At 44.3% G+C, this 18748-nt stretch carries 4 protein-coding genes; 1 reads left to right on the top strand and 3 read right to left on the bottom strand.

The genetic code is table 11. The features are described from left to right. Positions 1–20 precede the first annotated feature (20 nt). The 3 genes from IMPJCBKJ_RS19885 to IMPJCBKJ_RS19875 form a co-directional block, all read right to left on the bottom strand. A complete protein-coding gene (locus IMPJCBKJ_RS19885; RefSeq protein ID WP_166341762.1) occupies positions 21–1442 on the bottom strand; it encodes an HlyD family type I secretion periplasmic adaptor subunit in 1422 nt (473 codons plus the stop codon). Next, a complete protein-coding gene (locus tag IMPJCBKJ_RS19880; protein ID WP_166341760.1) occupies positions 1439–3577 on the bottom strand; it encodes a type I secretion system permease/ATPase in 2139 nt (712 codons plus the stop codon). Before IMPJCBKJ_RS19880 ends, IMPJCBKJ_RS19885 begins: the two co-directional genes overlap by 4 nt. Before the next feature lie 72 nt (positions 3578–3649). Beyond that, entirely contained in the window at positions 3650–5662 is a 2013-nt protein-coding gene (locus tag IMPJCBKJ_RS19875; protein WP_228290594.1) for a TolC family outer membrane protein, read from the bottom strand. 244 nt (positions 5663–5906) lie between these two features. Here IMPJCBKJ_RS19875 and IMPJCBKJ_RS19870 point away from each other — a divergent pair, with 244 nt between their 5' ends. Then, positions 5907–18614: an Ig-like domain-containing protein gene (locus tag IMPJCBKJ_RS19870; protein ID WP_166341758.1), complete on the top strand. Its 12708-nt coding sequence runs from the start codon at positions 5907–5909 to the stop codon at positions 18612–18614. Positions 18615–18748 lie beyond the last annotated feature (134 nt).

Genomic DNA, 18748 nt, shown 5'->3' with positions numbered 1-18748 from the left:
TTACTCCATTAAAAAGCCCGCTAGCGTTCACTCATTGCCAGCGACGTTGCACGCAAAATTGGTTTGAATAAATACTCAAGAACCGTTTTTTTACCGGTAATAATATCGACTTGTGTAGTCATTCCCGGAATGATGGTTAGGTTGTCTGCAAAGTGATTACGATTTGTTTTAAGCTGCACTAAGTAAAATGTATTGTCTCTGTCATCTGTAATCGTATCAGCGCTGATATGAGTAACTTCAGCCTCTAAGCCGCCATAGATCGCAAAATCATAAGCACTAAATTTTATCATTGCAGCTTGACCTGGGCGTAAAAAAGCAATGTCTTTAGGTAGAATTTTAGCTTCAACAACCAATTGATCATCGAGTGGAATAATTTCAATTGCGTCGCTGCCAGGTTGGAGTACTCCGCCAACTGTGTTGACTAATAGGCGTTGAACCGTTCCATTGACGGGGGAGCGGATCTCCGTTTGTGCAACTTTGTCAGCAAGTCCAGACTCAGTTTCTTTCATTGCATCAAGCCTGAGTAAGGCTTCTGATAGCTCATTACTCCAGCGATTTATCATGGCAAGCTCAACTTCGGTGACTTTGTTTTTTGCTTCATTTATAGCTGATAGGCTACGATTTATTGCCGCTTTTGTTCGATTTATTTCACCTGTATGTTCAACAATTTGGCGCTCTAAGCGAATTATATCTATGTCTGATACCGCACCTGTGCGAAGTAAGGGGCGAGTTACTGCTAACTCTCGGTTAGCTAAACTCAATGAATTCGTGTGTTGCTGTAATGCAGCCCTAGCTTCGGCATAATCTTGTCGACGCTGCTCTAATTGGCGTTTATGAATGGTAACCTGTTGCTCAAGTTCTTTGTTACTGCTTTCAAAAATAGCTTGTTCATGTAGAACCGCGTCCGGTGCTTGCTCTATCAAGCTGGCAGTAAATAGCAGAGGTTTTTTTTGCGTAAGAGCTTTTAATCGCTCAACTTTAGCAGTCAAAGACAGTACCTTAGCTTGGTTTTCTCTAAATGAAGAAATAAACCGTGTGGGATCAATTTTTATTAAAACATCACCTGCATTAACAACTTGTCCTTCACGTACAAATATCTGCTCGACCATACCACCATCGTACGACTGCACTATTTGCAATTTGTGAGATGGGATTACACGGCCTTCTCCTCTGGCTACTTCATCAAGGTGAGCAAATCCCGACCAAACAATAAGTGCAACAATACTGATACAGATAATGTAAAGCAGTAATCGGGCACTTGCTGGTTGTTGCTGCATTTTTTCCCATTGTGCGTCAACGACCCAGTCTTGACTATTTGGCGGTGATAACCAACCGGAAAAAAGCTTAGAGAAAATAGAGGGACGTTTTGCTTTTTGCTTTTCCAGCACCTTGTTTAGATGTTCAAATGAGCGCTGTTCAATAGCTAAGTTTTTATTACTCATGATACTTTTCCTACTGTATGGTTATTTAAAGCCGATAACACCTGTGCCTTGGGGCCATCAGCAACCACTTTGCCGTTATCAAGTACAATGATGCGGTCTACCAGCTCGAGTAATGAGGTTCTGTGAGTGACGACAATTAAGGTCTTCTCTTGGCAGTTGCGCTTGATATTGTTAATAATTTTACTTTCGCTATTATGATCAAGTGCTGATGTGGGTTCATCCATCAGTAAGATGGGCGGATTGTTCAGAAGCGCACGTGCAATCCCAACAGCTTGGCGCTGCCCGCCAGAAAGTAGCCGGCCTTGTTCACCCACTTGTAGGTCAAAACCATCTGGGTGTGAGTTTATTAACTCAAATAATTGGCTTTGTTGACACGCAGATAAAATTTGCTCGTCTTTAGCATGCCATGCACTAAGGGTGATATTGTCTTTAAGGGTGCCAAAAAATAAAGAAATTGTTTGTGGTACATAGCCAATGTTATGTCGTAACTCGGCAGGATCGATCTGATGGATATCATTATTATCTATTAAGATACTGCCAGAAGTTGGTTCATACAGACCGAGAATTAATTTTTCAATTGTGCTTTTACCAGAGCCATTGCGACCAAGAATCGCTACTTTTTCACCAGACTTTATTTTAAAGCTAACACCACTTAATGCTTCATTGCTTTCTTGAGAGTACTTAAACCGAACATCATTAAATTCAATATCACCCAGTAGTACTGGGTGACTTAGCCAGTGCTTGCCGGCTGGGCGTTCAACTTCATTATCCATAATTTCATTGAGTGAATGCATTGCAATTGCGGCATGATGAAACTGAGCTAGCACAGCAGCAGATTGGGTAATTGGAGCCATAGTACGCGACGAAAGTAAGTAGGCTGCAATGAGCCCTCCTTGAGTGAGGTCACCGGAAATAATGAGATGTACGCCAACCATCATAATTATGACTCCAACACATTGCTGAACCCATGAACCTGCATTGCTGATAGAAGATGAAATTAAGCGGCTTTGCGCGTTAACGCGAGCAATGTAAATTGTTGATTTCTCCCAATTGGATTGAGTTTTACACTCACTATGAAAGCTTTTTACATCTTCAATATTAGTTAAGCTTTCAACTAAAATTGCATTGCGCATTGAGCTTGCTTTCATTGTTTGCTCTGAGAGGCTTTCAAGCTTTCGGTGGGCTGCTAATGCGTAACAGAGCAATATCAAAGCCCCGACGATTATTGGTAAGCTTAATTCGACGCCAATGATCGCGATTACGATTAAATAGAGTAAAACAAAAGGTAAATCGACAAGCGCAATAAGGGTCATAGAGCTAAAGAAGCCTCTGACCGCTTCAAATGATTGAATATTACTTGCAAACGAACCTGCAGAAGCGGGACGGTTTTTTAGTTTCATGCCAAGTACGCGTTCCATAATGACAGCTGAAACTTTGACATCAATACGACTTGCTGCCAGCTCCACAAAGTAACTTCGAACTAACCGTAAAATAAAATCTGCGGTGAGTGCAATTAAAACACCGCTTGCCAGCACCCATAGGGTTTCTACTGCATGATTGGGTACAACACGGTCATAAACATTCATAACAAAAAGCGGCATCGCAATTGATAATACGCCTAATGCAATGGCAGAAACGACTACATCTTTGTATAAACTTCGGCACTCTTTGATGACTCCCCAAAACCAGCCATCTTTGGCTAATTTTTGTAGTACAGGGGAGCGTGCGTCAAAAGCGAATTCGGGCTGTGCATAAATAACCATTGCTGTGCTGCTATCAGCAAGTTTTGTAATACTGATTTTAACGGCGGAGTCATTTAATTCAGGGTAGATGACCTCAGCGCTGTCGTTTTCGATATCAAGCTCAGTAATTACACAGGCTTTATTACCTTTTAGGATTAACACCGCAGGTAACAAAGCTGTATTAAGGTCGCATAGGGGTTTGTGAACAATTTTAGTTTTAAAGCCTATACGTTTAGCGGCACGTGAAAAACCTGACGGAGTCAATAAGCCGTTCTCAAGGGGTAAACCGCTTAATAATGTTTCACGAGAAAATTCTCGATCATGATAGCGGCATAGCGTTTCTAAACAGTCAACAAGGCTGCCACCATGATCTTGAGCATCAGTTTCTTGCATACAATATCCATACTTATACCAATGCGCAAAAATACTAAATTAAGCGAATTGGTATCAAATTCACCATGAGCTTTACGACCAGCCATCTTTCATGACTGCTGGGCGGCTACCTGCGTCGGTTATCACTGCTTCAATGCGACGATTTGCAGCATTTGCTCTAACTGAAATCTCATTTATTCTTGGTTGATCAACACCATAACCAAGCGATTTCACTCTGTTTGGGGCAATACCGTATTGCTGGATTAATATCTCAGCAACCGAAGATGCGCGTTCTTCAGAGAGCTTTCTATTGTGAAGGGCTGGTCCTTCAAGGGAAGCATGCCCTTGAATTTCAACATTTTTGTTGGGGTGTTCTTTTAAGAAATCAGCAAGTCGAGCTATTTCCTGCATATACTGAGGGCGCACAACACTTGAGTCTGCGAGAAAAGGAATGCCAATCTCTACATTACTCGTGTTGCTTCGATACTTTGTGCAGCCTTTTTCATCAACCTCCGTAAATGCAGGCGTAGATGGGCATTCATCTTGCGCATTTGCGATACCATCATTATCATCATCGGCAAATGTCGTAGCTGTTTCGACAGGAGTTGCCGGCATAGTTAAGTAGCTAGGCATAGCGGTTACTGTCATATATGCATTATCTTGCTGTTTTTTTTTCTGCAAGAATGCTTGTCTGCCAATCGTTGCAGCTACATCAAATTTTGGACAAATACTGTCTGCATTTAATGCAATTGGGTCATCAGTTAACTCTGTAATTTTTGGAAACTTGTCGGATGTAACGTTGAGCGTGTCGAGTAATTTCCCCATCTCCGCAAGCATAGTTAAAATAGCTGACTGTCTGTCATATAGAGCCGCGATATAAGAACGATTTGATTGAAATGCTTCATTTTCAGCGTCAAGCACATCAAGTAACGTTCTTTGGCCAATATCAAACTGGTCTTTATAGGCATATTTTACTTTATTAGATGACTCTTTATGACTAGCAAGAGAAGGGATCTTATTTTGTAAAACCTGCACATTGTTATAAGCAACTTGAAGGTTTTGTCTAATTTCAATACAGGTTTGGTCGCGCTGATATTTAGCAACATTAATCTCTTGATAGGCTTGATCAAGATTCGCACTGTCTAAGCCACCATTGTATAAATTGTAGCGAATATCTATACCAACTCTTGCCTCAGAGCGAGTTTCATTTAAACCTAACTCATCTCTATCTTGCATTCCGTAGCGTGCAGATAAATCTACATTAGGATGAAATGCGGAGCGTTGTGAATCAGCATTCGCTTTTTGCGCTTCGATATTATACAGAGACGCGTAAAAGTTAGGGCTGCTTTTGTAAGCTATATCAAGTGCTTGATTGATGGTGATGGGAATTGCATCATCACTTAGTCTTGCTTTTGCAGTTCCTTTTGTTGGCAGCTCTCCAACAATGCGTAAATAGCGAGCACTTACATCATGCAAGTTTGCATACTCTGTCATAACATTCGATTGCGCAAGCGAGAGGCGACCATTAATTTGTTCAAGATCTGCTGCTCTAGCAACACCAGCACCAACGCTTTGCTCTATTTGCTGATAGACAGCCTCGTGCTCTTTTAAGTTATTTTCAGCAAGCTCAACTAACTCAGTGAACTTTTGCACATCTAGGTAAGCAATACTTGCCTGAAGTGCAATTTTTTCAGCTTGATCAAGTAGTTCAAAATAACGTATCAGTTGAATTCGTTCAAAGCGCTTAACTGTGTTCGATGTTCTAAAACCATCGTATAGCATTTGCCCCAATGTGAGCTCTGCGGTATTGCGGTTGTATTCATCTTCAATACCGTAGTTACGTTTTTCATAACCTGCACTCGCTGATACATCGACGGTTGGTAAATAACCTGAACGAGCAGCATCAATGCCATACATTGATGCTTTAAATGCATGCCAAGCTTGTTGTACTTCTGGGTTAGATGAAATTGCTTTATCAGATACATAATGCAAAGGCATTACAGAGGTTTGTTCTGCTTGTGCGTCGAATACACTTCCATTCGCTGCAAACATTAAAATAAGTAAAGCGCTGAGCTTTTTGCTAGTGAACTGCTTGCTTATAGCCATATGATCCTCTTTTTAGACTAAATTTTATTCACGCTAAGTTAAGGTTTAGCCAACAATTTCAAATACTGCAAATGATACTTTTGTGTTGCTTTTAGTTTTTTATTAATTGTTTTGTTTATTCGAATATTAGTGAAATAGTGCTGTTTTTTAGTGTTCACCTGTACCATAGTCCAGTAACAAAGTGTTACTTGCTGGCTAAGCTTAAGTTATACAAATGTATTACTCATAGTTTGAGGAAAAGCAAATGGACGCAAATCAATTACTGGTTATTGATGTACAAGGTTCTGCAGGCTTAGTGCAAGCGGATGGTTCTATAAAAGCCCTCTCAGTTGGCGATGTGATAACGGTAGGTGATACTGTTGTTACCGCAGATAACTCGACCATATTAATTGATGTACAAGGAGAGTCGTTGGCGATCCCTGCCAATAAATCAGTGACTATAACCCCTGACTTGCTAGCAAAAGAGACGCAAGATAACTCAGAGAATACCCTTTTCGATGATAGTATCGACGAAGCCATTGCAAGTTTAAATCAACCCAATCAACCAACCCCAGAGCAACAAACAGGCACTGATATCAGTGATTTTTTAGATGCGCTTGAAGGGGGGGGAGACATTTTAGATAATTTAGAGGCGACGGCTGCTGGTGGAGGCGGTGGTGCTGCATCTGGCGGAGGCACCTCGTTTGTAGAGCTAGCACGTATCGCTGAAGGTATCGACCCATCTAGTTTAGCATTTGATGACAGCTTTAACGCTGATAACACTGGCATTTTCTCTCCTAGAGATACAACTGATGGTGTTGTACCAGGTGATGAGTTAATTGCAACATTGAGTGTCAATGAATTAGGTCTTACTAATAATCCACAACCAGTTATATCAGGTACATCTGAAAACCTAGTAGGACAAACGGTCACGGTGACAGTAACCGACGCGAATGGTAATACCCAAGTTGTGACTGTTGTAGTCCAACCAGATGGTACTTTTGTAACCCCACCACTTGACCCATTACCTGATGGTCCAATCACTGTCGATGTGGTTGCTCTTGATCCAAATGGTGACCCTGTATCAGATAATATTGGCGCAAGTATTGATACTGTCGCGCCAGTTGTAACGATTGATACACTTACTGATTCAGCGATTCAAAATGTACTAATTACTGGCACAGTGTCTGGTATCAGCAGTGGTGATACTGTCACTATCACTGTTACAGACAGCGCAGGACAAGTGCAGGTAATAGCGACGCAAGTAGATGATCAAGGAAATTGGAGTATTACAACTGAAGCACTTGCTGAGGGGCTTTATACAGTCGTTGCATCGGCAGTTGATGAGGCTGGCAATGAAGGCAGTGATAGTGAAAATGGTCTAGTCGATCTGACTGCTCCCGTTATAAGTATTGACACCATCGGCGAAACAAATGATACCACGCCAACTATTTCAGGAACGGTAAGTGGAGTCACTGTTGGTAGTGAAATCACTGTCGTGATCACTGGCGCAGATAATACAGTGCAGACCGTAACTGCAATTGTTGCTGAAGATGGTAGTTGGATCGTTGATGTGCCTGATGCACTTGTTGAAGGTGAGTTTACTGTAACTGCAACAGCCGTTGATATTGCTGGAAATGAGGCGCAAGCAACGACCACAGGTGTTATTGATAATACAGCGCCTGTGATTAGTATCACGCCAATTGATGATACGCAGGACACTACGCCAAATATCAGTGGTAATGTTGTTGGTGTTCAACAAGGCACACTTGTTACCGTTGTTGTCACTGATATTAATGGTCAAGTTCAAACATTGACAACGGTAACCGATGCTGATGGGAATTGGAGTTTAGATGTTGTCGCAGATCTTGCTGAAGGGATTTTTGACGTAAGTGCATCCGTAACTGATGCAGCCGGAAATACTGCCCAAGCTGACACCCAAGGGGTTGTTGACTTGACGGCTCCTGACATAACGTTAACAGCTATTGCCAATACAAATGATACAACGCCAACCTTTGTCGGGCGAGTTGAAGGGGTGCCAGAGGGCACCGAAGTTACAATACAAGTTGTTGATAGTAATGGTCAGTCGCAAACGTTGACGGCGCTTGTTCTTGCTGATGGCAGTTATAGTGTTGATGCAATAAGCCCTTTGCCTGAAGGCAGTTTTACGGCAATTGCTACCGTTAGTGATGCTGCGGGTAACTCAGCATCTGCAAATACGACAGGTACCGTCGCATTTTCTCCTATTTCAATCACAATTGATTCTATTGCTGATAGTAATGACACAACACCATTGCTGAGTGGGCAAACCGATGGCGTAGCTACTGGAACGACAATTTCGCTGACAATTACAGCAAGTGATGGGCGGGTTATTAATTTACTCGCAATCACTCAAGCTGATGGAAGTTGGTCTATTCAATTGACAGAACCTTTACCTGAAGGAGATTTTACAGTTGTCGCATCGGTATTAGATCCTCAAGGCAATGAAGCACAAGCAACCGCGATTGGTAATGTAGATTTAACAGTCAGTATTAATTTCATTATTGATACTAATGACACGACTCCAAGTGTATCTGGTTCAACACAAGATGTTGAACCAGGCGCAGTCGTTACTGTTACATTTACAGGAAGTGATGGAGCGACTGAAACTTTACAAGTTATTACCGATGCAAACGGTAATTGGACTGTTGAAGCAAGTACTGCATTGGCTGAAGGTCAATTCACAGTCACCGCGACAGTAACCGATGAAGTGGGTAATACAGCAACAGCAACAGAAATAGGGGTCATTGATTTAACCGATCCTACTATTTCAATCAATCCTTTAAATGATACTAATGACACAACTCCACTAATTTCAGGATCTGTTGCAGATGTACCAGCAGGAACGACAGTTACGTTAGTCATTACAGATAGTAATGGTGTTGTGCAAACGATAACAACCACCACAAATGCACAAGGTTTATGGCAAGTCGAAACTTTAAATGAGCTTGCTGAGGGAGATTATACTGTCACTGCAAGCGCAAGCGACGAAGCGGGTAACACCAGTTCAGCAACAGCAACTGGCACAATAGATTTAACTGCACCAATTATTAATATTAATGCAATTGCTGATAGTAATGACACCACGCCGACAATATCAGGCACAACACAAGGGTTAAATGCTGGTAGCACAGTTACAGTCACGGTTACCGACAGTAATGGGAGTGCACAAGTATTTGCAACTGTTACAAATGCCGATGGCAGCTGGTCGATTAATATTGATCAAGAGCTAGCTGAAGGCGAGTTCACTGTTGTTGCGCAAACTCAAGATGAAGCAGGAAATAGCGCACAAGACATTGAAACGGGTGTGATTGATTTAACTGCACCTACCATCACAATTGATGAGTTTAACGATTCTAATGATGTTACACCCATTATTTCAGGTGTTGTATCAGGGGTTGATGCTGGCTCGGTTGTTACGATCATACTCGTTGATAGTAATGGAAATCAGCAAATACTGACGACCACAGTTAATGCAGATAGCAGCTGGCAAGTTGGTGCAAATCAAGTGTTGGCTGAGGGTGAGTTTACAATTACCGCAACAGTGAGTGATCCTGCTGGTAATCAAGCTCAAGATACGACGACAGGGATCATTGATCTAACCGCGCCAATTATAAGCCTTGATAACTTAGGAAGTAGTGCTGACAACACACCTACAATTTCAGGTACAGTGCAAGGCGTTGCAGCAGGCACACCGGTCACTTTAGTTGTCACAGATGCAAATGGCAATAGTCAGACGTTTACTGCAATCACTAATGATAATGGTGTATTTAGTGCAGACGTACCAGGCAGCCTTGCTGATGGGCAATACACGGTTACCGCTACGGTATCTGACTTAGCTGGTAATCAAGCCTCGGATTCAGAAACGGGTACGGTGGATAGTTCATCTTTAACTATCTTAATTGATGCGTTAGGCGAAACAAACGACACAACACCCAGTATTTCAGGTTCAACATTAAATGCAACAGCAGGTGATGTGGTCACGGTGGTGATTATTCCTGCTTCGGGTCCAAGCCAAACATTTACAACAACAGTTGATGCAAATGGAGATTGGAGTATCAATGTATCAGATGAACTTGCAGAGGGTGAGTTTACGATTGATGCCACTGTTACCGACCAATTTGGTAATACCGCAAATGATTCGATCACCGCAGTGGTTGATACGACTGCACCGCTTATTAGCATAGATACCATAGGCGCTATCAATGACAGTACGCCTCTAATTTCAGGCAGTTCACAAGGAGCGACGGCAGGTAATACAGTAACAGTTACTGTTGTCGACTCTCAAAATAATAGCCAAACCTATACGACAACTGTTGATGCTGATGGAAATTGGGCAGTGCCTGTTACAAGTGCAGTGTCGCAAGGGGAATTTACTGTAACAGCCAGCATCACTGATAATGCAGGTAATACAGGCACGGATACTGAAGTTGGTACGTTCGATGGAATTAATCCTTTATTAACGTTAGATTTTGATCCTTTGACTAATGACAGTACGCCGTTGATCACAGGCACAACTGATGTCACTGCAGGCAGTATTGTTACTGTCAACGTTACTGACAGCGATGGCGTGGTACAAACGCTTTCTGCGGTTGTGGCTGCGGACGGAAGCTGGTCAATCAGCCCTACTACGCCTCTAGCTGAAGGGGCGTTCACGGTGACAGCAAGTGTAGAGGATGAATCTGGCAATCAAACGCAAATCACTCAAAACGGTGTTGTTGATCTCACTGCTCCAATTATTACGATTGACAATTTGGGAACGGTCAACGATACAACGCCTACAATTAGCGGACAAACGAATGAGCCTGCGGGTAGTATCGTTACGGTTGTTGTCTCAGATGGTATTAACAGCTATGAATTTAGCGCAACCGTTAATGCTGATGGCAGTTGGTCTGGGGATGTGCCTGCAGAATTAGACGATGGCAACATCAATGTTACAGCGTCAATAACTGATGCTGCAGGCAATCAGGCCCAAGCAACGAATAGCTTTATTTTAAATAGTGCTGCGCCTAGCATTGCAATAGATGCAATCAACGAAACCAATGACACAACGCCAGCTATAAGTGGCACCTCAGATGCCCCTAATGGCAGCGTCATAACTATAATTGTTGAAGACAGTAATAACAACAGCCAACAGCTTACTGCAACAGTGCTGAATGGTCAGTGGAGTGTAGAGATACAGCAAGCTTTAAGTGAAGGCACATTTACTGTTAATGCGTCAGTAACAGTTGATGGCTTGACCAGTGATGCTGCTGCTCAAGGCGTAATTGATGTAACAGCGCCGACAGTCAGTATTGATGCCTTAGTAGATAGCAACGATGTAACTCCGATCATTACGGGTCAGACGTCAGGTTTGGCGGCTGGTAGTGTCGTAACACTCACAATTACTGACAGTGCAGGAGCCGTTCAGACAGCATCTGTTGTTATCTCGCAAGATGGTTCATGGTCAGCAGAAGTTAGCAATGCGCTGGCTGAAGGACAGTATTCTGTATTAGCTGAGGTGGTAGATAATGCAGGCAATGAAGCGAGCGACTCTCAATTAGGTATCATCGATTTATCTGCGCCTACAATTAGCATTGATGCTATTGCTGATACAAATGACGTTACACCTACTCTAACGGGTCAAACAACAGGTGTACCGCAAGGCACGCAGGTAACTTTATTAATAACAGATAGTTCGGGTAATACCCAAACTTTAACTACTACCACATTAGCTGATGGATCATGGTCTGTTGATGCTGAGGTTATTATCGCTGAAGGAAGCTTCACTGTCGAAGCATCTGTGAGTGATGTTGCCGGAAACTCTGCTTCAACCTCGGCAACCGGTTTAATCGATTTAACAGCCCCTACTATTAGTGTTGATCCATTGTCAGATAGTGCTGATGTAACACCGCTGATCAGTGGTGTAGCGAATGGTGTGGCAACAGGTACACTTGTTAATTTAGAAATCACCGATAGTGCTGGTAATGTTCAAACAGCGACAGCGATTGTTCAAGCGGACGGCAGCTGGTCTGTTGAGCCAAGCGTAGCAATTGCTGAAGGAGAATTTACTGTTGTTGCTACAGTACAAGATACTGCAGGAAATCAAGGATCTGACACCGCAACGGGTAATATCGATACCACAGCACCAAGTGTATTCATCGATCCTCAAAATATCACAAATGATACAACCCCAGTATTCTCAGGACAAAGCTCAGGCGTTCCTGCAGGTACTGAGGTTAGACTAACGGTTACCGACAGTGCTGGTAATATTCAAACTTTAATTGCTATTACTAGTGCTGACGGAAGCTGGTCAGTTGCTGCAACTGAAGTACTTGCCGAGGGTAATTACACTATTGAAGCAGAAGTTTCAGATGCGGCAGGTAATACTGGTACCGATAGTGCCACTGGTGAAATCGACATTACCGCACCGACGATTAGCCTTGATACCTTGGCCGATAGTAATGATGTGACACCGCTCATTAGTGGGCAAACCACCGGAGCGGCTGTGGGCAGCTTAGTGCTGCTTACTATCACTGACAGTGCCGGTAATGTACAAAGTGCGACAGCGACGGTGCAAGCGGATGGCAGTTGGTCTGTTGAGCCAAGTACGGCATTAGCTGAAGGTGATTATACCGTGGTGGCCACCGTGAGCGACGCGGCGGGTAACGAAGGCAGCGATACTGAAACAGGCACCATTGATGTGACGGCACCAACGATTAGCATTGATGCGCCAGCACTGACCAGCGACAATACGCCGACGGTCACTGGCACCTCAGACTTAGCCAATACCTCACTCGCCGTGACCTTTACCGATGCTGATGGTATCAGCCATACCGTGACAGTCACCACTGATGCTTCAGGTAATTGGAGCGCCGAAGCAGGGCAAGCCTTAGCCGATGGCAACTACACAGTCAGTGCCAGTATCAGTGATGCAGCAGGTAATAACAGCAGTGCCAGTGACAGTGGTGAAGTCGACACCATTCCACCGGAGCTTGCTTTTGTGCCGACCTTCTTACTAGGTCAACTGGTGACCTTAAGTGGTACATCAGATTTACCCGCCGGTAGCACAGTGACCATCACCCAAACCTTATTAGGCGGTGGCAGTGTGACATATACGGCAACCACCGATGCCAATGGTGATTGGTCACTGACAGGATTAACCGTGCCGTTAGCGAACCTAGCGTCGATAACAGCCAGTGCATCGGATGCTGCAGGTAATGTACGTACTATCAGTTCAAGTGACTTTGATGGTACACCACCGACACTCACCGTTAACGTGGATGCAATAGGAAATGACAATACACCGCTCATCAGTGGTACCAGTGATGCAGGTGAAGGCGCACAAGTGACCGTGGTCGTCACCGATGCCAATGGTGATAGCAGCACCCTGACAGCGACAGTGGATGCCAGCGGTAATTGGTCAGTGAGTCCAACAACGGTCTTAGCTGATGGTCAATTTACTGTTGACGCCAGTGTGCGTGATGGGGTGGGGAACCTCACAGAAGAAACGGTGACTGGGGTCATTGATACCGTTGCACCAAGCTTAACCTTAACGGGCGTTGGGGCAGGCAGTGATGTGACGCCTGAGTTCACAGGACGCAGTAATGAAATTGGTGGCACGGTGACGGTAACGGTGACAGATAATGATGGCACCGTACAAACACTGACCGCAACCGTTGACAGTAGCGGTGATTGGCGCGTGGAAGTACCGAATGGACTCGCCGAAGGTGGCTACACTGTATCAGCAACAATTAGTGATGAAGCGGGTAACCCAACGACGGTCAATGCAACAGGCTCTATCGATACCACAACCCCAGTAGTGGTGGTTAACGACACTGGCTTGGGTAATGACAGCACGCCACTTATTACGGGCACCTCTACTGAGCCAGCAGGAACGGTAGTGAGCTTATCTATTGTGGATAGCAACAGCGATACACATACCGTCACAGCCACAGTGCAAGCGGATGGGTCGTGGCAAGCCACAGCACCGAGCTTGCCTGATGGCGCTTATACCGTGACAGCAACGATTGTTGATGCGGCAGGCAACGTTGGCACCGATACAGGCAGTGGCAGCATCGATACCTTGCCACCAAGCTTAGCGATAGACAGCTTGGGTACCATCAACGACGATACCCCAACAATCAGTGGGACCAGCAATGAGCCGGCGGGCAGTGTGGTTAACTTAAGTGTTTCAGACGGCACAAACACCTATACCTTTACAGCCACGGTACTGGGAGATGGCACATGGTCAGCAGATGTACCAAGCCCATTAAACAATGGCAGCATCAGCATTGATGCCAGTATCACCGATGCTGCGGGGAATGAAACAACCGCTAATGACACCGCGGTGCTGGATACCACCGCACCAAGTATCACAATTAATGTCATTGGCGAAACCAATGATACGACACCGACGATTAACGGCACCAGTGATGCGGTCAATGGCAGTGTAGTGACCGTGGTAATTGATGATGGTATCAACCCAGCAGAAACATTAACCACCACGGTTAATGGCGGAACATGGACAGTCACAGCAAGCAGCGCTTTGGCTGAAGGCGACTTTACAGTCACCGCAACCGTGACAGAAAACGGCATTGATGGAACGGCCACACGAACAGGTATCATTGATACCACCATGCCAGCGATTGATATAAATGCATTAGACGTCACCAATGACACCACGCCAACAGTCAGTGGCACAGCCAGTGCCCCGCAAGGCAGTACAGTCACTGTGGTCTTTACCGATGCAAACAACAACAGCCACACAGTCACTACCGTGATGCAAAGCAATGGCACCTGGTCAGTGGCGGCGAGCACACTGTTAGCAGAAGGAGAATACACGGTTACGGCGACGGTCAGTGATCAAGCAGGTAATCCAGCAACAGCCAGTGCTACTGGTGAAATCGACATTACCGCACCGACGATTAGCCTTGATACCTTGGCCGATAGTAATGATGTGACACCGCTGATTAGTGGGCAAACCACTGGAGCGGCAGTGGGCAGCTTAGTGCTGCTTACTATCACTGACAGTGCTGGTAATGTCCAAAGTGCGACAGCGACGGTGCAAGCGGATGGCAGCTGGTCTGTTGAGCCAAGTTCGGCATTAGCCGAAGGGGATTATACCGTGGTGGCCACCGTGAGCGACGCGGCGGGTAACGAAGGCAGCGATACTGAAACAGGCACCATTGATGTGACGGCACCAACGATTAGCATTGATGCGCCAGCGCTGACCAACGACAATACACCGACGGTCACTGGCACCTCAGACTTAGCCAATACCTCACTCGCCGTGACCTTTACCGATGCTGATGGTATCAGCCATAGCGTGACAGTCACCACTGATGCCTCAGGTAATTGGAGCGCCGAAGCAGGGCAAGCCTTAGCCGATGGCAACTACACAGTCAGTGCTAGTATCAGCGATGCAGCAGGTAATAACAGCAGTGCCAGTGACAGTGGTGAAGTCGACACTATAGCGCCAGACATTCGTGTGATCCCTTCATTTTTACTGGGTAATTTGGTTGGCTTGTCTGGGACTTCAGACTTACCAGAAGGAAGTGTGATCACGATCACTGAGCACCTTGTCGGTGGATTAATTGGATTAACATACACTGCCATTACAGATGCGAATGGAGATTGGACTTTAGCGAATATTACTGTACCACTGCTTAATTTAGCTTATGTAACAGCAAGTGGAACAGATGCAGCAGGTAACACTGCAACGGTGAGCACCCTTGATTTTGATAATGTAGCACCTGAACTAACAGTGTCTGTTGCCGCACTTACTAATGACACAACACCAACTATCTCGGGTACAACGGATATGGGTCAAGGAACGGTTATTAATGTGACTGTTCAAGACGCTAATGGAGATTCGCAAAGCTTTACTGCAACTGTGCAAAGCGATCAAACTTGGTCTGTTGATGTACCAGCAGAACTTGCTGATGGCACATTCACAGTAACAGCATCGGTTCGAGACCAGGTGGGTAATTTAACAACTGAACAAACAACAGGTGTACTGGATAGTATAGCACCAACTTTAAGCGTAAATGCTATTGGTGGCACAGCTGAAGCTCGACCAACTATCTCGGGTAGTAGTAATGAGATAGGTGGTTCAGTGGTTGTTGAAATAGCGGGTCAAACTCTGACTACGACGGTTGATACAGATGGCACATGGCAGCTTGAAGTACCTGTCGACATCGTTGATGGTAGTTACACGATTACGGCTAGCATAACGGATGATGCAAACAACACGCAAACTGCAACAGCATCAATAACAGTTGATACAGTTACGCCTGTTGTATTGCTTGACGTATTGGGAATTGGAAACTCAAGTTTGCCAGTTATTTCAGGTACATCAACAGAATCGCCGGGAACTCAAGTATCTGTCACGATTACAGACAGCAATAGTGATACCCAAACACTGACTGCGACAGTGTTGGGAGATGGAACATGGCAAGTTACACCAGCCGCGTTACCTGATGGAAACTATACTGTAACAGCGTCAATAACGGATGTTGCGGGTAATATTGGCAGTGATACTGAATCTGGTTCTATAGATACACTTGCTCCTTCGCTCACTATTAATAGCTTAGGAACGACAAATGATTCTACACCTACAATTAGCGGTACAAGTAATGAACCTGCAGGTAGCATAGTCTCTTTGAGTGTTTCTAACGGTGGGAATATTTATTCATTATCAGCTACAGTGCAAATTGATGGTACTTGGTCAGTTGATGTTGTTACACCACTTGACGATGGTTCAGTTACTATTACTGCAAGCATCACTGATGCTGCAAATAACACGACGACTGCCACAGACAATGCAACATTAGACACTAATGCACCAACAGTATCTATTGGCACGTTGGCAATTACAAATGATACAACCCCCATCATCTCAGGTACCAGTGATGCAGTAGACGGCACACAAGTTACAATAAATGTTGAAGATGCACTTGGAAATACACAAACAATAACTACAACGGTAACGGGTGGTATTTGGAGTGTTGAGCTTGCTACTGTACTCAGTGAAGGACAATACACGGTAGATGCAAGTGTAACTGAAAATGGTTTAACTGGAACAGCATCAAAGGTTGGTGAGATAGATCTCACGGCGCCATCAATCTTGGTTAATGCACCAGCAATTACAAATGATACTACACCGACAATTAGTGGTACCAGTGATGCACCTCAGGGCACCGTTGTCACGTTAGTTGTGTCTGATAGTTTAGGTAATGATGTTACTGCTTCTGCTATTGTTAATGCATCAGGTAATTGGTCTGTGGCATTACCTTCCTCAATAGCTGAAGGAGCATACACGGTTGAAGCCAGTATCTCTGATGCTGCAGGTAATAGCGCAACCACTTCGGTGTCTGGCATTATAGATATCACTGCGCCTGATGTTGTTATAGACACGATTGCTGTTGCAACCGATTTAACACCGCTCGCTTCTGGCAGTGCAACAGGAGCAGTCGCTGGTAATCGAGTGGTTGTCACCTTCGTTGATGCAGCAGGTGTTAGTCATAGTGTTGAAACAACGCTTGATTCAAGCCTTAACTGGCAAGTTGAAGCAACCCAAGCGCTTGCCGAAGGACAGTATACGGTAACCGCTGTTGTGACTGATACTGCTGGGAATGATGGTTCAGTAAGTACAACGTCTGCGGTTGATACTACGGCACCGATTGTGAGCATTGATCAAAGCAGTTTAATACTCACAAACGACTCAACCCCTGTTATCAGCGGCACATCTGATGCTGCAAATAGTACAGTAGTAATTGTGTTCACTGCCGCAGGCGGTTTACAACATACAGTTACTACCACAACTGATGCAAGTGGCAATTGGCAAGTTGAAGCAGGTCAAGCGTTAGCTGATGGAGTGTATTCGGTCACTGCAAGCATCACAGATACCGCAGGTAATACAGGAACTGATAGTAAAACGGGCGGAGAAGTTGACACTGTGGCTCCAGAGTTATCAATCACGCCGTCATTCTTATTAGGTAACTTGGTATCGCTTTCTGGTACTTCAGATTTGCCTGAAGGAAGTGTTATTACCATTACAAACTACCTAATTGGAGGTGGCATAGGAGTTCCTTACACAGCCACCGTTGACGCTAATGGTGATTGGCAAGTGCTTAATTTGTCAGTCTCTTTATTAACTCTCGCATATGTTGAGGCCTCTGCGACAGATGCTGCTGGTAATACAACCACTATATCGAGTATTGATTATAGTAATGACCCTAGCTTAGATGCTTTTGATGTTACTAACTATAATCCAGGTATATTAGGTTTACTCTTACCTTTCGCCGAAGGCACTGCTGAGCCGGGAACTGAGGTTTATGCCATTGGCTCTAACTTAATCGGCCTTAATTTACTCAATATTATCGACGCTTCAGTTCTTAGTTCTTCGCCAAGCACCACAACTGATAGCGACGGTGACTGGAGCATAGGGCTTTCTTTTCTTGATTTAGGGAATGAATATTACTTTGCTATTGTTGATACTGAAACTGGTGAGTATATCGTCAAGAACACCTCTAACGATTTAGTCGGTACAGGTGTGATTGAATCAGAGCCTGATAGCGGCATCATATCTCTTGGAGAAGAACCTGTTTTAGCAGGCTTAGAGAACTCTGAAGAGCCACCAGAAAATGAAAGTTCAACTTCAGGCGCTGAGCAGCTCGGTGAAAGTATTGATTTAAGCGTGATATTAGCTAAAGCGGATACAGAACCGACATTGCACTCTAACTCTGCTCCGCTTGAAGTAACAATCGATGATGTTTTAAGTGACTCAGAACAAAGTGAGGTACTGGCATTGAATATCGATAGCGAACAGCAAAGTTTAGCTTTTGATCCTAATGACTCAATAAGTTCACAACCTGCAAGTGATATTCAGAGTGAATCAGAGGACATGATTAAGAAACTAATCGAAGATGGAAATAAATCTGTAGATATTTAATCAATAAAAGAAAAGCGCTGAAATGCGCTTTTCTTACAGTACCTTGCTTAATTGAGTGATATCGTGGATTGGTATAATTCTGCAAACATTAAAAAACGCGATAACTAACTTAGTTATCGCGTTTTTTTAAAAGA

The sequence above is a fragment of the Pseudoalteromonas sp. MB47 genome (assembly GCF_011319765.1).
GTDB classification, from domain to species: domain Bacteria; phylum Pseudomonadota; class Gammaproteobacteria; order Enterobacterales; family Alteromonadaceae; genus Pseudoalteromonas; species Pseudoalteromonas simplex.
Note: the sequence above shows the minus strand (reverse complement) of the source record. Positions and strands in the feature narration are given on the sequence as shown.